The organism is Enterococcus sp. DIV2379 (genome assembly GCF_050542965.1).
GTDB classification, from domain to species: domain Bacteria; phylum Bacillota; class Bacilli; order Lactobacillales; family Enterococcaceae; genus Enterococcus_D; species Enterococcus_D entomosocium.
On the sequence record NZ_CP172938.1, the window covers coordinates 1,284,971 to 1,303,273 of the forward strand.

An 18,303-nucleotide genomic window follows, 5' to 3' on the forward strand; every position below is an offset into this window, starting at 1 on the left:
GATGGAATTTATTGAACTCGTCATTATCATTGCAATTCTTGTCACATTATCAAATGTGGCGAGCAAAATATTGCCCTCAGTACCGATCTTTTTTATTCAAATCATCTTAGGAATTTTATTAGGTCTTACAGAAATGGGTCAAGAGATCGCCTTTGAACCGGAAATGTTTTTAGTAATGATCATTGGTCCATTGCTATTTCGAGAAGGGGAACGAGCAGATGTACCTGAGATCCTAAAAAACAGCAAGATCGTGCTGTTTTTGGCTTTTGGTGGCGTTTTAATGACGCTGTTTGCGGTCGGCGGAACCCTCCATTGGTTGATGCCGACGATACCTCTGGCTGCTTGCTTCGCTTTCGGGGCTGCGTTAGGACCAACTGATGCGGTGGCAGTCTCCTCATTAGCAAAGCGTTTGAAAATTTCCAAAAACATTATGCATATTCTTGAAGGCGAGGGCTTACTGAACGATGCTTCGGGGGTTACCGCATTACAGTTTGCTATCGTGGCTTTGACTACCGGGAGTTTTTCAGCAGCCAACGCAGGCTTCCAACTTCTTTTCTCTAGTATCGGTGGCGGGCTTGTCGGTTACTTGATCGTATGGCTGAAACGCCGGATTTTACGTTTTATTGAAAAAATCTCGGCACAAGATGTCACAGTATACTTATTGATTGAACTGCTCTTGCCATTTGCTGCCTATTTGCTGGCAGAAATGATTGGCGTCTCAGGGATTATCGCAGCAGTTGTGGCAGGTGTAGCCCAAGCCCAAAGAAAACGCCGGATCTCGTTGTTTGATGCAGAATTAGCGAACATTTCGGAAAGCACATGGTCGACCATTGTCTTTACATTGAACGCATTAGTGTTTCTCTTTCTAGGGATCGAGTTGTCACAAGTCTTTTCACCGATCTGGGAAAGCAAAAACTATGCAAACTGGCATTTAGTCATCACGATTTTAGTCGTCACAGCGGTGATTTTCCTCGTACGTTTTATCTTTTTGCTATTTTATTATTGGTTCTTACAGTCAAAAAAACAAGTATCCATGAATCAAGTCGCCTTGTTGACCTTTGGTGGCGTCAAGGGAACAGTCAGTTTGGCAGCCATCTTCATTTTACCGGTGATGGTGCATGATACACCGTTTCAGGAACGGAGCTTGCTCCTGTTTTTGACCGCCTGTGTAATTTTGCTGACATTGATCATCAGCGTGATGGTCTTACCTTATTTGGCAGATGGTGAAGCTGCCGAAAGTGTCGACTTCAATCACTTGCTGATCTTAGAAGACGTCATCGAACAATTGGAAGCAGAAGAAAAACAAGAGCTTTCTGATAAAGGTCGCTTAGCGATCGATGCTGTCATCAATTCCTATGAAAATCGTCGTTGGGAATTGTATCGCAATAGTTTGACTGATTCAGAAAAACAAGAAATCCAAGAAATTCAAGGATTGATCTTATCGATCGAACAAGACGGCTTGGATGAAGCTTATCGAAATGGGAAAGTCAGCCTAAATGGCTATCGTTTTTATTCACGCTTTATTTCTCAGCAGCAGCATTCCCTCGCAAAACAAATTCTCTCATTCTTTAGTTTTTGGCTCTTCTTTATTCAGCGCTTTATTCGTGTACTGATCCATCCACGTTTGTTTTTACAGCGGCAGCAGCAACTGAAAGATGCCTTGAAACAACGAGACATTTCTGAAGTACAAAAAATCTACTTAAAAAACAGCGAATACATTTTTCACAGTTTGAGAAATTTAGAAGATGTTTATGATTCCTCGCTGATCAATTTCTTTATTCGTCAACGAGAAATGAGCATCAAACGGTTTGAACATAGCAATTTCATTGAAACGATCATGATTGAGCAAGACCCGATTTTTGTTAAGAAAGTCCTTTGGGGCTATTATCTTGAGCGCAAGACGATCGATGAATATGAAGTGGCAGAGAAGATTTCAACGATTTCTGCAAATGAGTACCGACGCAATGTCAATCTGTTAGAATCGTATGCGATGTCTCGAGCGGAAGAACAACCGAAACAGCGGATGTTCCGCCGATAATATGTCTCAAAAGGCGCACAACTTGATGCACGTTTTATGGAGTGTCTCCGTCAGGTTATTCCTAAAAGATGATCAACATCGATGATCAGAGGGAATAAACTGACGAAGGCATTCTTTTTTATTGCAAAAACTGCTCCTTTCTCTCATCGTTTCCTCGGATGAAATGTGGTACAATGAGCGAAGAAAAAACTCAGGAGGGATTCTGTGAAAGAATTAAAAGTAAGTGAATTAACCAAAACTTACGGTGAAAAAACACTGTTTGATCAGCTTTCTTTTCTGATACATGAAAAAGATCGGATCGGTTTGATCGGTGTCAATGGCACGGGGAAATCAAGTTTGCTGCGAATCTTAGCAGGTTTGGATCGTGGAGATGGTGATCGCCAAACTGTTTTTGCCAGTCAAGATTATCGAATTGGCTTTTTAGCGCAAGACAATCAGCTACAAGAAGAATTATCCGTTGTAGATGCTGTTTTTCAAGGGACCAGTCCGCTGATCCGCGTTGTTCGCGACTATGAAAAAGCGCTGATTGCTTTAGAAAATAATGGTATGGATCAACAAACGCAGCGCAATTATCAATTGGCAGAAGAAGCGATGAATAAAGCCGATGCTTGGAACACAGATACAACAGCCAAAATTATCCTCCAAAAACTTGGGATCAGTGATTTAAAGAAAAAGGTCAGTGAGTTATCTGGAGGTCAAAAGAAACGAGTGGCTATGGCTCAAGTATTGATCGATGAACCAGACCTGTTGTTATTGGATGAACCGACTAACCACTTAGATTATGATGCGATCCAATGGTTGGAAGGCTATCTAAAAAATTATCGGGGTGCGTTATTGATGGTGACCCACGATCGCTACTTTTTGGATCGAGTCGTTAACCGGATCTTTGAATTGTCCTTTGGCAAGCTGCATGAATATCAAGGGAATTACGAGACGTATCTTCATGCTCGAGCAGAACGAGAACGAGTGGAGGAGACGCAAGAAGACAAGCGCAAGCAGTTATACAAACATGAGTTGGCTTGGATTCGCACCGGAGCGAAGGCCCGTACAACGAAACAACAGGCACGGATCGATCGTTTCGATGATTTAAAAGAAAACCTACATCAAGTAAAACGTAACGGCGAAGTGGCCATTGATGTTGCTACGACACGCTTAGGCAAACAAGTCTTAGAGCTAAAAGATGCGAGTTTCCAGATTGAAAACAAAACGATTTTGTCTCACTTTGATTTGTTGATTCAATCAAGAGAACGCTTAGGGATCACAGGAGAAAACGGTGCGGGCAAATCAACGTTGCTCAATATTTTAGCTGGTCACCTGCCTTTAGAAGAAGGGGAGTGTACGATTGGCGTGACTGTGAAAATGGCTTATTATACGCAAACGATTGAAGCGATGAACCCTGATCAGCGAATGATTGCTTATTTGCAAGAAGCAGCCGAGGAAGTGCAAAAAGTGGATGGCTCACAAGTCAGTGTCGCAGAAATGCTGGAACAGTTTTTGTTTCCGCGATCCATGCACGGCACTAAGATCGGCAAGCTATCTGGCGGAGAAAAACGACGACTATTTTTACTCAAGCTATTGATTGGACAGCCAAATGTTCTCTTGTTAGATGAACCGACCAACGATTTGGATATTGATACCCTGACGATTTTGGAAAATTATTTGGAAACATTCCCAGGTGCAGTGATCACTGTTTCCCATGACCGATACTTTTTAGATAAAGTTGCCCAAAAATTGCTGATCTTCGAAGGAGACGGCAGGATTAAGTCCTACTTTGGTTCCATTAATGAGTACTTAGCAGCCAATACCAATAAAGCTAGTTCAAGTGTACTAGAGCCAAAAGAATCAAAAAACGATTCGCTTTCTGCTGATAGTGAGGAGTCTGCTGCAGCGCCTGTCAAAAAGAAACTGAGTTATATGGAACAAAAAGAGTGGGCGACAATTGAAGATGATATCGCGGTGTTAGAAGAAAAAGCTGCCACTTTGACTGAAGAGATGAATCATCAAGGAGCTGACTTTACCAAGCTCCAAAAATTACAGCAAGAAATCAGCGAGGTTGAAACGCAACTTGCAGAAAAAATGGATCGTTGGGAATATTTGAGCGAATTTGTGTAGAGTAAAGGAGAGAACGATGGAACAAGCATATTTAGATCTAGGAAGAAAAATATTAGCAGAAGGCAATGATAAAAGTGATCGTACAGGAACGGGAACACGCAGTGTCTTTGGTCACCAAATGCGTTTTGATCTGTCCCAAGGCTTTCCATTGTTGACAACCAAGAGAGTTCCTTTTGGCTTGATCAAAAGCGAATTATTGTGGTTTCTAAAAGGAGATACCAACATTCGTTATCTCCTAGAACATAATAACCACATTTGGGATGAATGGGCGTTTGAGCGCTATATTAAAAGTGATGCTTACACAGGTCCTGACATGACGGACTTTGGCCGTCGTTCCCTAGTGGATGAAGCTTTCAATGAACAGTACCAACACGAGTTGAAACAGTTTTGTGAAAAAATCTTATCTGATGATACATTCGCTGAAACCTTCGGCGATTTGGGTCATGTTTATGGGTACCAATGGCGCCATTGGGAAAAAAGTACGGGCGGGTTTATCGATCAAATCAAAGAAGTGATCGAGATGATCAAAACAACGCCAGACTCTCGTCGTTTGATCGTCTCTGCTTGGAATCCAGAAGATGTACCGACGATGGCGTTGCCCCCTTGTCACACGATGTTTCAATTTTATGTTCATGATGGTCGCTTAAGCTGTCAGTTATATCAACGCAGTGCCGATGTCTTTTTAGGCGTTCCCTTCAATATTGCTAGTTATGCGCTATTAACGCACCTGATTGCTCATGAAACTGGACTAGAAGTCGGAGATTTTATCCATACATTAGGTGATGCTCATCTGTACAGTAATCATATAGAACAGATGAAGGAACAGTTGACTCGTTCAGTACGTCCGGCGCCAAGCTTACAGTTAAATCCTGAAAAACAGTCAATCTTTGATTTTGAAATGGAAGATATTACCCTGGCAGGGTATGATCCGCATCCAACAATCAAAGCACCGATCGCAGTTTAAGTGGTTGTTTGGTTTCATTTCATAAAGAAAGGAATGAGGCGTAATGGAAAATACCCACAAACGAGGCTTTGCGGCGACCTTTCATCAGAGACATGCTGGATCGATTCATGCATTGCTCATTGATCAATGCATTGATTTCTTGCATCAGCACTATGATACAGTTTGGCTATCCGTATCCGAGGAAACAGTGCCGGAGCTAAAAGAAGCCATTCGATCAAATCAGCAGTGCACTGCCCTTTTTATACCAGCAAAAGGGGCGGCGGATGCCCGCAGAAGGCTTATTTTTGCGGCACAGCATACTTTACCAATGCTGGATTCATTGCATATTTGTGATTTTGATCGCGTAGTGACTTGGATCGAGACGTATCCAGAAGAACTTGTGGCAATAAGCAAACAGCCGTTACCAGAGAATACGTATTGTATCCTAGGGCGAACTGCAAGGGCGTTTGCGAGTCATCCGCAAACGTGGCAAAGAACGGAGCGCTTGATCAACGAGATCGCAGCTGACTTTTTTCAAATACAAGAAATTAATGTCGCAGCTGGTAGTGCTCTCTTTCCTATCTCCCTGATACCGACCTTACTGAAAAACAACAACGCGCGTTTAAACGATGGGGAATGGCCGAGAAATGTCCAAAGAAGCGGCGGCACAATTGTTTACCAAGCCTGTGATGGCTTGCGCTTTGATGAACGCAACAAAGATCCATTTGAGCATGAATCAGCTTTTCAGCTGATGCAGCGGCTGCAGGTTGCTGCTACTATTTCTGAATCATTTTATACAGAAGGGATGTAATTTTTATGTTGATCGCACTTTGGGCACAAGATCAAAAGGGTTTGATCGGAGCGGATGGCACACTGCCGTGGCATTTGCCGAATGATTTGAAATTTTTTAAAGAGCAAACCATCAATAATACGATTATAATGGGGCGCAAAACCTTTGAAGGCATGGGAAAAAGATTACTGCCGCAGCGTACGACGATCGTTTTGACAAGTGATCCACACTATCAAGCCAACGGCGCGTTAGTGATGCATGACCGAGAGGAAATCTTAGCGTATGTGAAGCAACAAGAGCATCCCGTTTTTTTAACTGGTGGAGCGGGTGTTTTTGAAGAGATGATTGACGATTGCGATCAATTGTACCGTACAGTGATCGCTGCGGAATTTAACGGAGATGTGTATTTCCCAGAGATTGATTGGGCGCAATGGAAACTTGATCATGTGATCGATGGGATCGTCGATGAAAAGAACCGTTATCCCCATCAATTTGAATTTTATCATAGAAAATAAAAGAACAGGAAGCTTTCTGCAGCGAAAGTTTCCTGTTCTTTGTTTGTAAGCAATGCTTCATTTTTAGGTATACAACAAGACGGAGAAGTACATCAGTCCAGCACCTAACATAACGAATAAGTGCCAAACCACATGCATGAATCGAACGGATTTTAAACTATAGAATAGCGCACCCACAGTATAAGAAACACCACCGCTTGCTAGTAAAAATGTTCCCCAGTAGCCTAAATGTTCGATCAGAGGTTTAAAGGCGACGACACATAGCCAGCCCATGATGATGTAGATCAGGGTGGAGATTTTTGAGACAGTCTCTTTTTTATGAAGAGTCAGTGACTTATAAACGATGCCGCTAATTGCTAGTAGCCAAATCAAGACAAAGAGTGACCAGCCAAGCCAGCCTTGGATACTAAGCAAGCAAAAAGGTGTATAGCTTCCGGCGATCAGCAAGAAAATGGAGGCATGATCAAAGACTTGGAAGACCTTTTTTGCTTTGGTAAAAATCAAACTGTGAAATAAGGTAGAAAAGAGGAAGAGCAAAATCATCATCGACCCATAAATGGCATAGGAAACGATATGGATAGGTGACCCTAGATTTGCCCCCTTGATTAAGAGGATGACCAGTCCTGCGATACTCAGTCCTAATCCGATCCCGTGGGTTACTGCATTTAATACTTCATTGACGATCAAATATCTGCGACTAAACTTCATGTGCTGCATTCGGCACCGTCCTTTCGAATCGAAATTAGATGAAAAAAAATTTTCTCTCTGTTATACTTAGTATAAATGGTCTGTGGTTATTTTACCACGAAAAAAGACTTGATTTAAAGAGAGAGTGAATATATGATGGCAAATCTTAAAATTGTGACAGATTCTTCCAGTACGATGGAACCAAGTGTCCGTGATGCTTTGGCTATCCATGTCGTGCCTTTATCTGTAATGATCGATGGTGTCGTTTATCCAGATGATGAAACGCTGCCGGGAGAAAAATTTATGCAAATGATGGCGCAAGCCAAAGAATTACCTAAAACTAGCCAGCCGCCAATCGGTCATTTTGTAGAACTATATGATGAATTAGGCAAAGATGGCAGTGAAATACTATCGATTCATATGACCAAAGGGCTTAGCGGAACCGTGGAAGCGGCTCGTCAAGCCAGTCATTTATCAAAAGCCAAAGTCACCGTGATCGATAGTGACACGACAGACCAAGCGTTGGCTTTTCAAGTGATTCGGGCAGCAGAATTGGCTAAAGCCGGTAAGACACTAGAAGAAGTTTTACCAGAGGTGGATTTGGTGCGTGAGCATACGAAATTATTTATCGGCGTTTCAACGTTAGAAAACTTAGTAAAAGGCGGTCGTATCAGTCGCGCCAAAGGTCTTTTATCGAGTTTGCTGAACATGAAAGTGATTATGGATTTTGATCATTCAGAACTGATTCCAGTCGTCAAAGGACGTGGTGTCAAGACCTTCAATAAATGGTTTGAAGAGTTAAAAGCTGAACTGAAGAGTATGCCTAAAGTGACGAAAATTGGTATTTCTCATGCTGAAGGGTTAGAAATCACAGAACGTTTCCAAAAGGAATTAGCGGAACTATTCCCCGAGTTGGATATCCCCTTGTTGCACACGACACCGATCATCGCCACTCACACAGGTAAAGGTGCCTTTGCGATTACTTATAGTACGGAATAAAAAAGCATGTTTTCTTTCAGCGATTCGTTTAATGACGAATCGCTTTTTGGCGTATGACAAGCTGTCGGGAAGAAAAAACAAAAAAAGAAGCTGCCTTTGCTTGTCGACTCTTTGGCAGGTAGCTGTTTTCTTTCTTAAGTTTGAAGGATTGCGACTAGGAATTTTATGAGAATTTTGTTAAAATAGCAAAGATTACAAAGGAGTTCGAATACCTGTGAAATGGAAGAAATTAGTAACTTATCTACTCGTTGTGGGATTGATAGCTATTGGAACTGGCTTACTGTTTCATTTTACTGTTCCCAAAGCCCAACCCTTGCTGACCCCTGTGGACAAGCTAGCAGCCAATGATTCGAAAAAATCCGCCATTGAATATCTCGCTCTTGGGGATTCCTTGACAGAAGGGGTTGGTGATGAAACAGCTCGTGGTGGCTTTGTGCCCATTTTGGCTGGGGATCTAGAGGATCGCTATGATTTGAGCAATTTGGTAACTAAAAATTATGGGGTCGCTGGTGAAAGAAGCGATCAGATTTTAAAGCGAGTGAAAAACGATGAAGACTTACGCCAAGATCTTAGTCAAGCGGATTTGATTACCTTGACTGTCGGCGGTAACGACGTACTAAAAGTGATTCAGAGCAATTTCTTCGGCTTGAGCATTGAGACGTTTACGGAACCGATGGAAGATTACCAGGAACGTTTAAAAGACTTGTTTGCTCAAATCCGCGATTTGAATAGTGATGCACCAATCTATGTCTTGGGCATCTACAATCCATTTTATCTGAATTTCCCAGAAATCACGGATATGCAGACGATCATTGATAACTGGAATAAACAAACGGAAACGTTCGTCAATCAGCAAGACAATGCCTTTTTTATTCCTATCAACGATTTGCTCTATAAAGGGTTAAGTGATGAGGTCGGTATTGCTGATACAGAAGAAGGGGAATCAGAGAAAACTGCCGAATCATCGGACACAGAACGCTTATCTGATTCATCGACGACAGCTTCGGACGAATCACAAAGCAGTACTTCAACGACAACTGATTCATCGCAAACTGTCGGGAATAATATCACAAACAATGTTTTGTATGAAGGCGATCGCTTCCATCCCAATAATCTTGGGTATCAACTGATGGCGAATGCCGTTCGCGATGAAGTGATCAAAACGCAAAATTATTGGTTGTTAGAGGAGGAAGCAAAATGAAACCAAGCGAATCAACGAAGCAGCCGGAAAAAACAGCTGCAACGAAAAAAAAATCGATTAACTACTGGAAAATTGCTTTTCTAGTGTTGGTCGGTATCCTTTTAGGCACGACGGTTTTCTTTGTTTCAAGAATTTTTCAACAGCGAGAAACCGGCTTAAATGAAAGTGCTGAACTTGTTCAACGGGAGGGCAGTCCTGTTCTGACCGTTAACAGCAACAAGAGCCAGGTCAACCAATTGATTGATTTTTATCTGTCTGATTTTCAAAAAGATCAAGAGGTCAAGTATAATTTTGAGCTAAGAAATGAGGCATTGTTGACGGGAGAGTTTCAAGTATTAGGATTTCCTATCACCTTCTATCTCTATTTTGATCCTTACGTGACCGAAGAAGGTAACGTTCAATTGAAAGCCAAAAGCTTATCAATCGGCACCTTGGATCTGCCCACCAGTGAAGTAATGAAAATGATCAAACGTAGTTTTAAATTTCCTGATTGGATCGATGTCAATGCCGATGAACAAATCATTTTGATACGTTTGGATCAATTCCGTATGCAAAATGGCTTGTTTATCAAAGCCAACAAAATCAATCTTGTGGATGATGAAATTCAAATGAGTTTATATTTACCAGCTGAAACGGAGGATGAATAATGGAACGAGCAATTTTTGCCGGTGGGTGCTTTTGGTGTATGATCCAACCCTTTGATGAATTAGAAGGGGTGCATTCAATTTTTTCCGGCTATACCGCAGGACATACCGAAAATCCGACTTATGAAGAGGTCAAAAGCCATCAAACCGGGCATACAGAAGCAGTGGAAATCATTTTTGATCCTGAAAAAATCAGTTATGAAGACCTTTTGACGATCTATTGGCAGCAAACGGATCCGACAGATGCTTTTGGTCAATTTGAAGATCGCGGCGACAATTATCGTCCGGCTATCTTCTATTTTAATGAAGAGCAGCGGAAAAAAGCCGAAGCCAGCAAAGCAGCACTTCAGGCTTCCGGTCGATTTACCGATCCGATCGTGACCACGATCGAACCAGCCCAACCTTTTTATTTAGCGGAAGAAGAGCACCAAGAGTATTACAAAAAGAATCCTGAGAATTTTGCTCGCAATCACGCCCGTAGAGCAGCCTTTTTAGAAAATCATTGGGAGCAAGAACATGCGTAAAAGTTTTTATACCTATTTAATGGCAGTCAAAGGACCGAGTCATACAGATGAGGCCCAGATCTTTGCTACTCATGCAAGTCATGATATCCAGTTTCCGAAGCACAGCGATGACTATGATGAAGTCTCTTCTTATCTGGAACTAAATGTTGATTATTTGCCATCCATGGATATTTTTGATCGTATCTGGGCAGAGTATCTCGAAAATAACAAATAAAAAAACTATTCTTCGTTTTGTATGGTTGCACAAAATCCGCAGAACGGAGCTGTTTTTTCTCAGAGAGGTGTTGTGAATGAAAGGTTTAACGACGAGCCGATATATCGTTTCTCTCGTTTGTGTCGCAATTTTGTCAGGAGGCGGTGTCTATTTATGGCAAACGGCTCAGCAAAATCAGCAGACGACGCAACCGGTGACAGAAACGACCACAGAAGCCAGCGGAATGGAGAAAATCCAGTCGCTATATGACCAAATCCTTGCGAATTATTACCAAGAAGTTGATGAGGATGCCTTGATAGAAGGTGCCCTTCAAGGGATGACTGATGCGCTAGATGATCCTTATACGACGTATTTGAACCAATCAGATGCGGATAACTTAGAACAATCACTTTCTGGAAGTTTTGAAGGGATTGGTGCTACCTTGTCGATCGTTGAAGACTATCCAGAAGTCGCACAAGCGCCGATAAAAAATACGCCTGCTGAAAAAAGTGGTCTGCGGATCAATGACCGAATCGTCAAGGTAGACGGTGAAGATACGCAAGGACAGGAATTATCTGAAGTTGTGGGAAAGATTCGTGGTGAAAAAGGGACGAAAGTCACCTTAACGATTCAACGTGATCAGGACACCTTTGATGTGGAGATCACTCGTGATGTGATCCCAATCGAAACAGTCCATGGAGAAATTGCTGAAAATAATGACACAATCGGTCGTATCGATATTACCTCCTTTGGTGAAAACACAGCAGCTGAGTTGAAAGAAACCATCACCGAACTGCGAGAAGCCGGCGCAAAGTCGTTTGTTTTGGATTTAAGACAAAATCCTGGCGGATTGCTGGACCAAGTACAGATCATGGCAAGTATGTTTTTAGAAAACGGCCAAACGATCGTGAAGTTTGCCAACAATCAAGGGGTGGTCAGTGAGACCAAAGCGAGCGAAGCATTGGATGAAGGATTCAAAGTCACAGAGCCGGTCGTTGTTTTAGTCGACGGCGGCAGTGCCTCTGCATCGGAGATTTTTGCCGCAGCCTTGCAAGAATCAGCGGATATCCCAGTTGTTGGTACAGAAACCTTCGGCAAGGGAACCGTTCAGAACGTGAAGGATCTGGGGGATAATAGTGAATTAAAAATGACGGTCATGAAATGGCTGACACCGGATGAAAATTGGGTCAATGATCAAGGTGTGATGCCGGATTATGAAGAGGACTATCCAGAGTATGCGTATTTCCCGCCATTACCACGGGACAATGCCTTAAAAGCTGGACAATCATCAACGGCAGTCAATAATCTAAATCAATTTCTTAAAGCGTTAGGGTATGCCACTAGTGGTGATACCTTCAACGATGAGACGACAGCAGCAGTGAAGACTTTCCAAGAGGCTCATGATTTAAAAGTGACTGGGGAAGTCGATGCAGACACTGCCCAAGCGATCGAAAAAGAAGTAACGGAGAAACTCAAAGCAGAGGACCCAGCATATTTAAAAGCACTGTCCTTGCTTTCTGAAGAATAAACTAAGTGAAAAATTGGAGAGGAGGCAGACGTGTGGAGGCGAAAAAACTCTGGGTTGATCGTTTTTGGCTAGTAGTGAAATATGCGTTGATCGCTTTTGCAACAGCATTCTTGATTCGGGCATTCTTGTTGATCCCAGTTCCTGTTGAAGGAAATTCGATGGAAGGAACCTTAAAACAAGGAGACATGGTGGTCATTGAGAAGATTTCGCCCATCCAACGTTTTGATGTCGTTGTTTTCCAGTTGCCGGATGGTTCGACCTATATCAAGCGGGTGATTGGCTTACCGGGTGAGTCAGTAAAATATGTCAATGATCAGCTTTACATTGATGATGAACCGGTAGATGAAGATTTTCTAGTGAAGAACCGCAGCAATGATCACGAGTCTGTCTCTTACACCAATGACTTTGATTTGGAATCTTTATTAGGTGTTGAGAAGTTAGGGAAAGATAGTTACTTTGTCATTGGAGACAATCGACGTGCCTCCAAAGATAGCCGTTCCTTTGGACCAATATCAGGAGAGGCCATTTTAGGCAATGCTCGTTTTGTTTATTATCCATTGACTCATATTCGATTGATTTAGTTTGTGTAAAATCAATAAATAATTAAATAATGAATCCCCCCCTTGGAATTATCCGTTGATTCCAAGGGGGGATTTTGTCTAGCTTTTTATTCTTTTTCCAAAGGGAAATGGTTAGCATCGAAAGAAGCGTTTGCTTAGTCACTAATTGCTGTTAATTTTTTTATTTTTTCATTAAAAGCATTCGATAGTTTCTGACATAAATTCGTTTCAAAATCACGATAGCGACAAAAATCAATGATTGCCGAGTTTTCTTCGGTTGTAAAAGGGGGTAAAAGCTGTGGTGAGCTCAAAATATAAAAGTCAAAAGGTTCTTCAGTTGGCAGCGTGATCCGTTCAATTTCAACGTAGGGCAACCGTTCACATATATTAAAAACTTCCATGGAAACCAAGTAGTTAGATACATAGACAAAAGCAACTTTAAGTTTATATTTTTGTTCCTTTTCAATGTAAATGGGATAAAGCAAACAGGCTTGATAAAAAGCAAGATCGGTATAACAGGTTTTTAACCACTCATAACCTTTACGATTTGCTATTTTACGCCAAAAACTTTGAATGGTATTTGTCAAAATCGTATGTAATGGGTATTTATCCTTAATGACATTTGCTTCGAAAAAATTTGAAAGGGGGACTTTTTGCTTAAATATACAGAACTTCAGCAACGTAAGATATGTATTCATATAAAGGAACGACTGATGGTCGAAGTCAAAATCACAGAGAAATTTTTGGCAATGTTCTTCAAACTCAGTCATCAGCTCTTTTAATTCTAACTTTTCGTGATTGTAACAATCCGCTACAATCGGAAGACGCACATCTTTGGCAGAAGTCAGCATCGGCCAGTAATAAAAAAGAAAGAACAAAGAATTGATCTCAAGAATGTCTATTGCTGAATCAATGATCATAAAGAAAGCAGAGAAGAAATCAAGCTTTTCACCACTGGGGATAAATGATCGGTTCGTTAACTGATAAAGATTTGTCTTGTGACCATCCTTTAAACGAAACAGACAAATCTTGCAATGAAGTAAGGCTTCTTTTTTGCCAATTTCATACTTGCTTTTGTATTTCGTTCCTTCATAGGTAACAAAAAGCTCTTCGATCTCTTGGTCAAAGGCCTTCACCAAACTATCCCCTAAAGAAATGTGCCAGATAAAATTAAACAATAAGATGCGAATCACCATCTCTGAACCGATAAGCGTCATGGCGGATTGATTTAAGGTTACGTTGAATTCCTTTAAATGATCCTGAAGCTTTTTAGTTTGTCGGAAACAAGTCGAACGACTGATATAGTTTCTTTGGCAAAATGCCAGCAAACTTTCATCTTGGTTGGTCAAGATACTTAACAACATTTTATAAGAAATACTTTCTTGGGCTAAAAACTGTTGATATTGATTGTATTCAATCAAATTTTTAGGGAGACTAAGGGTGTTTTTATGTAATGAAAGATTTACTGGGGAGAGGTTTTGCAGGTCCTCTTGGATCGAGGAAAGTAAACTTTTCAATCTCGTTGCACTTAAATGGGTCAGATTTTTCACGAACTCTATGTTGTATTCACCCGGAGCAATTGATAGTAGTTTTCCGTAGAGTCCGATTTTGTCTAATGCTCGGGTATCTAAGAGTATTTTTTCAATCAAATGATCACCTTCTTATTTTATTAATAACTTATTTATATTACTGTGTAAAGACACGTCTCAAAACTTTTGCTTTTTTTTAGAAAAACTGAGACAAATTTTTGCCAGAGCTGTCTCATAAAGAACAAAAATAGAAATCGCATGTGAAAAACGCTAGTTTTTTTTAGTTATTAAATAACGTTGGTTAATTGGTTCCGCTTTGAAATAAAAAACTTTGTTTTATTTATGGATAACTACAGATGCGTAAATTTTTCCTGTTTTTCAGAAAATAAAAAAAAGAGGTGTCTTTCGCTTCTTTCTTGTATCATCAGCTTGTAATTTTTGATTCTTTGAAAGGAGGTCTTTTTATGTTTTTGACAAAGAGACACCACTGGTTCTCTTTCATTTTCTGTATGTTAGGGGGGATATTATTTTTTATTTATTCGAGTTTGCAAACAAATGGGACAGCAAGTGCACAAGAAGAAAATACGATCGCTATTACCGAAACGGAGCAGATCAAGCTGACAGGTCAACGGGAGGGCAATCAATTTACTTTACGATATCAGCTATCACAAAAAAACAAACAGCAACGCATCTGGCTGCAATTATATGCACTTGATGAAACAAAAGAACAACCGCTAACGAAAACGAACAACAAAGAGGTGGTTTTTATTGAGGATGAATCCGCGCAGTCTTGGCTAACAACACAAGACTTCTTGAAAACACCCTGTGAACAAGAAGTAACGTTTCAACTACCTAATGAAACAAAAAAACTGAAGTTGGCGATTCAGATTGAAGAATATGATCACGAAAATCAAGAATCGCACAAATTGGCGTCTTTGGATGAATTGATAGTTGACATTCCGCTTGCGACAGAATCTGCTTCCTCAGATAGGGTGGAAGTCAGCTCAACTGATTCACAAGCTGCAGAAACCGGCACGGAGTCAACTTCGGAACAAGTGTCGAATGAAGACTCAAAAGGTGTTTCGAATGAAGAAACGCAGGAAGAGACAAAGGAAACAGGAACAACGACAAGTTCTTCTGAAGACGAAACACTCATTGAACCGTTTAAACAAGAACGTCTTTATCAAAAAACGACCGTTTCACAGGCTTTTGCTTCGATTGAACCAGATTATACGACAGACCAAAGCGGGACGTATCCTTCGGCTAATTGGACAATTGATGAAAAGAGCAATGTCTTAAATCATCAGGGGAACAAAGATGCAGGCGAAACCTGGGATGGCGTAACTACATGGAATGGTGATCCAGAAAATTTGACCAACTCGTATATTGAGTATGGTGGTGTGGGAGATGAAGCGGATTTTGCTTTACGGAAATTTGCAAAAGAGACGAATACTCCAGGACTGTTTGATGTCTACCTAAATGTACGAGGGAATGTTCAACGCCAAATTGATCCGATTGATGTTGTGTTGGTAGTGGATTGGTCAGGGAGTATGAATGAGATGGGACGCATCACTGAAGTAAAAAAAGGTGTGGATCGCTTTTTGAATCAAATTGAAGGAAGCGGCATTCAAGACAGTGTCTACATGGGCTATGTCGGTTATTCCAGTGATGGTAACAATTACCAAAACAAAACCTGCCAGTTAGGAAAATTTTCTGAAGTCAAAGAGACGATCCGAACGATGACGCCAGAAACAGCAGCTGGGGGGACCTTTACCCAAAGAGGGCTGCGCCAAGCTGGGGATATGCTATCAACGCAAAATGGACATAAGAAAGTCATCGTTTTGCTAACAGATGGCGTGCCGACCTACAGTTATCATGTATCCAAAGTGCATACACAAGCAGATGGTAGTTATTATGGAACCGCCTTTTCTCTTTCTCAAGACCAGCCGATGAATACTTCACATCTCTACAACGGGTATTTTGCATCTGATCAGTACGGTAACTCTAAATGGATCAACAATACGTTTGTCGCCACGATCGGTGAGGCGATGGCGTTAAAAGAGCGCGGGATTGAGATTCACGGATTGGGGATTCAACTGCAAGGGGATCAAACAGCTGGGTATACAAAGGCCGATGTTGAGAACAAAATGAGACAGATGGTTTCTGCTGATGAAGAGGGGCATCTTTATTATGAGTCAGCCAATGAAGCAGCGGATATTGCCGACTATCTCGAGAAAAAAGCCCTTCATATTTCGGCGACAGTCACTGATGGAGAGATTACTGACCCCATTTCGCAGCCATTTTTATACGAAGAAAATAGCTTGTCCATCAAAAGTGTCGGTTCTGCTGCTCTAACGGTGCAGCCTGAGGTCACGATATCTGACAATACACTCAATGCTTCTGGTCTTTATTTAGGCGAAGGACAGGAACTGCAAATTCATTATCAAGTGCGGATTCAAACGGAAGCAGCGGATTTTAAACCAGATACTTGGTATCAAATGAATGGAGAAACGGTGTTTTATCCGAATCATCAGTCCGATCAAAAGGCATTGTTTGGTGTGCCTTCTGCCAAAGCACCTGGGAAAGAGTTGACGATCAAAAAAGTCTGGGAGGAATACGATGGCGATACGTCAAGTCGCCCAGAATCTGTCTATTTTGAAATAAGCAGAAGCCCAGTTACTAGCAAGGAGAGCTGGCAAACAGGATATCTCAAACTTACTGAGACCGATGCACAAGATCAGACAAGTTGGGAACGAAGCAAGGTTTCCGCGGTTTCTGAAAAGGATGGAACGGATTACGAAGAAACCCGGCTACTGCCGCTTTATAACAATCAAGGAGAAACGTTTAATTATCAAGTCACAAATGAACTGGCAGTATCAGGCTACGAATCGACAAGAGTGGACGTTTCTACATGGAAAAACACAAAGACGTTTGTGCCCCTCGCATTAAATCTGATCAAAAAATCCGCTGTAGGAGAGGTGAAGCTGACAGGTGCTGTTTTTGAATTGACGGGCGCTGGAAAGACAGTAACCCTTGTGGATCAAGGGGATGGAACGTACGGGCTGCCAGCAGATACTACGTTGCAAAAAAGTCAGACGTATCGTTTAAAGGAAGTCACTGCACCGGCGGGACATCATTTGGCTAAGCAAACAGAGTGGCTGATCCATATTGATGAGCAAGGGCATGCGACGATTGATGGACAACCTGTCACACTGGTCGAGCATACGATTACCCTGGAGATTACCAATCCGTTTAAAGAAATTCCAGTCGCTATTCGAAAATATACGTTGCAAAATGAGCAGCAAGTATTGTTAGCAGGCGCTGTCTTTTCTCTTCAACAAAAAACAGCAGGAGGGGATTATCAAGAAATCGCCTCAGAAACGTCGGATGATGTTGGGATGGCTGAATTTACGATCCTTGAGCCTGGCGCTTATCGTATCTCAGAAACAGCCGGTCCGCTCGGATATGATACGGTTGCCGGTGACTATGAATTTGTCGTTGGTACAGACGGAAAAATCCAGTATCAAGGGGAAAATGTCGACGGGGATGCCAACTGTTGGACCCTTACCCATGGCAATCAGTTAAAACCTTTTGATTTGGTGGTCAATAAACAGGATGAACTGGGACAAGCACTTGAGGGGGCAAAATTCCGGCTAAGTGGAAACGGACGGACTGTCGAACTGCCTGAAAACGGAGAAGCACTAGCGGTATTTCACTTCCAAGATCTCACACCCGGCAGCTATACCTTGGAAGAAACTGGTACACCCGCAGGCTATGCAGGTTTAACAGCACCTGTCCAAGTCAAGATTGAAGAGGATGGTCAGGTCTTTATCGATGAAGAACGACTACCGAATCTTCTTGTTTCTGGAGAAAAGAACAATCAAATAGAATTGATCGTAACCAATCAAGTGAAAGTGTCTCTTCCTGAAACCGGAGGGAATTGGCATGGATGGATGGTCATTCTTTCAGCAAGTCTGCTAGTCCTTTTAGCTGGTAGCTATTTGCACGTTAAGCGCAAAGATAAGCCTTCATTAAAGTAA

The 18,303-nt window shown here is 41.7% G+C and carries 15 protein-coding genes; 13 read left to right on the top strand and 2 right to left on the bottom strand.

What is annotated here, in order from left to right:
- The first annotated feature begins 1 nt into the window (after nt 1).
- The 5 genes from IGI92_RS05985 to IGI92_RS06005 all read left to right on the top strand — a co-directional run bounded on the left by IGI92_RS05985 (nt 2) and on the right by IGI92_RS06005 (nt 6,398).
- Nucleotides 2-2,038, top strand: coding sequence for a cation:proton antiporter (locus IGI92_RS05985; protein WP_430608281.1), 2,037 nt, complete (start codon nt 2-4; stop codon nt 2,036-2,038).
- A 204-nt stretch (nt 2,039-2,242) separates the two neighbouring features.
- Nucleotides 2,243-4,150: an ABC-F family ATP-binding cassette domain-containing protein gene (locus tag IGI92_RS05990; RefSeq protein ID WP_430608282.1), complete on the top strand. Its 1,908-nt coding sequence runs from the start codon at nt 2,243-2,245 to the stop codon at nt 4,148-4,150.
- 16 nt (nt 4,151-4,166) lie between these two features.
- Complete coding sequence (locus tag IGI92_RS05995) at nt 4,167-5,114, top strand: thymidylate synthase (RefSeq protein ID WP_005236877.1); 948 nt, start codon at nt 4,167-4,169, stop codon at nt 5,112-5,114.
- Nucleotides 5,115-5,157: 43 nt separating this feature from the next.
- Nucleotides 5,158-5,904, top strand: a complete 747-nt coding sequence (locus IGI92_RS06000; protein WP_430608283.1) for a hypothetical protein — start codon at nt 5,158-5,160, stop codon at nt 5,902-5,904.
- A gap of 5 nt (nt 5,905-5,909) precedes the next feature.
- On the top strand, nt 5,910-6,398 hold the full coding sequence (locus IGI92_RS06005; RefSeq protein WP_430608284.1) for a dihydrofolate reductase: 489 nt from the start codon (nt 5,910-5,912) through the stop codon (nt 6,396-6,398).
- A 63-nt stretch (nt 6,399-6,461) separates the two neighbouring features.
- Here IGI92_RS06005 and trhA read toward each other — a convergent pair whose 3' ends face one another.
- Complete coding sequence (gene trhA / locus IGI92_RS06010) at nt 6,462-7,115, bottom strand: PAQR family membrane homeostasis protein TrhA (RefSeq protein WP_005236874.1); 654 nt, start codon at nt 7,113-7,115, stop codon at nt 6,462-6,464.
- A 126-nt stretch (nt 7,116-7,241) separates the two neighbouring features.
- Between trhA and IGI92_RS06015 the strand changes: the two genes are divergently transcribed.
- From IGI92_RS06015 to lepB, 7 genes are all read left to right on the top strand, one after another.
- Nucleotides 7,242-8,084: a DegV family protein gene (locus IGI92_RS06015; RefSeq protein WP_034872242.1), complete on the top strand. Its 843-nt coding sequence runs from the start codon at nt 7,242-7,244 to the stop codon at nt 8,082-8,084.
- A gap of 214 nt (nt 8,085-8,298) precedes the next feature.
- Nucleotides 8,299-9,285 carry an SGNH/GDSL hydrolase family protein gene (locus IGI92_RS06020; protein WP_086317054.1) on the top strand — a complete coding sequence of 329 codons (987 nt, stop codon included), beginning with the start codon at nt 8,299-8,301 and terminating at the stop codon, nt 9,283-9,285.
- Nucleotides 9,282-9,932 carry a YpmS family protein gene (locus tag IGI92_RS06025; protein ID WP_430608285.1) on the top strand — a complete coding sequence of 217 codons (651 nt, stop codon included), beginning with the start codon at nt 9,282-9,284 and terminating at the stop codon, nt 9,930-9,932. Before IGI92_RS06020 ends, IGI92_RS06025 begins: the two co-directional genes overlap by 4 nt.
- Nucleotides 9,932-10,453, top strand: coding sequence for a peptide-methionine (S)-S-oxide reductase MsrA (gene msrA, locus IGI92_RS06030; RefSeq protein WP_430608286.1), 522 nt, complete (start codon nt 9,932-9,934; stop codon nt 10,451-10,453). Before IGI92_RS06025 ends, msrA begins: the two co-directional genes overlap by 1 nt.
- Nucleotides 10,446-10,667: a YozE family protein gene (locus IGI92_RS06035; RefSeq protein WP_005236867.1), complete on the top strand. Its 222-nt coding sequence runs from the start codon at nt 10,446-10,448 to the stop codon at nt 10,665-10,667. The genes msrA and IGI92_RS06035 overlap by 8 nt, the downstream gene beginning before the upstream one ends.
- Nucleotides 10,668-10,743: 76 nt before the next feature.
- On the top strand, nt 10,744-12,174 hold the full coding sequence (locus IGI92_RS06040; RefSeq protein ID WP_086299603.1) for a S41 family peptidase: 1,431 nt from the start codon (nt 10,744-10,746) through the stop codon (nt 12,172-12,174).
- 32 nt (nt 12,175-12,206) lie between these two features.
- A complete protein-coding gene (lepB, locus tag IGI92_RS06045; RefSeq protein ID WP_008379649.1) occupies nt 12,207-12,755 on the top strand; it encodes a signal peptidase I in 549 nt (182 codons plus the stop codon).
- Nucleotides 12,756-12,889: 134 nt separating this feature from the next.
- On the opposite strand, the gene IGI92_RS06050 is transcribed toward lepB, so the two are convergent.
- Nucleotides 12,890-14,383: a helix-turn-helix domain-containing protein gene (locus IGI92_RS06050; RefSeq protein ID WP_005236849.1), complete on the bottom strand. Its 1,494-nt coding sequence runs from the start codon at nt 14,381-14,383 to the stop codon at nt 12,890-12,892.
- Nucleotides 14,384-14,727: 344 nt separating this feature from the next.
- Between IGI92_RS06050 and IGI92_RS06055 the strand changes: the two genes are divergently transcribed.
- The gene (locus IGI92_RS06055; protein ID WP_430608287.1) at nt 14,728-18,303 is read left to right on the top strand and encodes a SpaA isopeptide-forming pilin-related protein; all 3,576 of its coding nucleotides are present in this window, start codon (nt 14,728-14,730) and stop codon (nt 18,301-18,303) included.

Excerpts from the sequence above, each read along its gene's own strand:
- IGI92_RS06025 (WP_430608285.1), top strand. The coding sequence starts at position 9,282 with ATGAAACCAAGCGAATCAACGAAGCAGCCGGAAAAAACAGCTGCAACG.
- IGI92_RS05985 (WP_430608281.1), top strand. The coding sequence starts at position 2 with ATGGAATTTATTGAACTCGTCATTATCATTGCAATTCTTGTCACATTA.
- IGI92_RS06055 (WP_430608287.1), top strand. The coding sequence starts at position 14,728 with ATGTTTTTGACAAAGAGACACCACTGGTTCTCTTTCATTTTCTGTATG.
- trhA (WP_005236874.1), bottom strand. The coding sequence starts at position 7,115 with ATGCAGCACATGAAGTTTAGTCGCAGATATTTGATCGTCAATGAAGTA.
- IGI92_RS06040 (WP_086299603.1), top strand. The coding sequence starts at position 10,744 with ATGAAAGGTTTAACGACGAGCCGATATATCGTTTCTCTCGTTTGTGTC.
- IGI92_RS06035 (WP_005236867.1), top strand. The coding sequence starts at position 10,446 with ATGCGTAAAAGTTTTTATACCTATTTAATGGCAGTCAAAGGACCGAGT.
- IGI92_RS05995 (WP_005236877.1), top strand. The coding sequence starts at position 4,167 with ATGGAACAAGCATATTTAGATCTAGGAAGAAAAATATTAGCAGAAGGC.
- msrA (WP_430608286.1), top strand. The coding sequence starts at position 9,932 with ATGGAACGAGCAATTTTTGCCGGTGGGTGCTTTTGGTGTATGATCCAA.
- IGI92_RS06000 (WP_430608283.1), top strand. The coding sequence starts at position 5,158 with ATGGAAAATACCCACAAACGAGGCTTTGCGGCGACCTTTCATCAGAGA.
- IGI92_RS06005 (WP_430608284.1), top strand. The coding sequence starts at position 5,910 with ATGTTGATCGCACTTTGGGCACAAGATCAAAAGGGTTTGATCGGAGCG.
- IGI92_RS06015 (WP_034872242.1), top strand. The coding sequence starts at position 7,242 with ATGGCAAATCTTAAAATTGTGACAGATTCTTCCAGTACGATGGAACCA.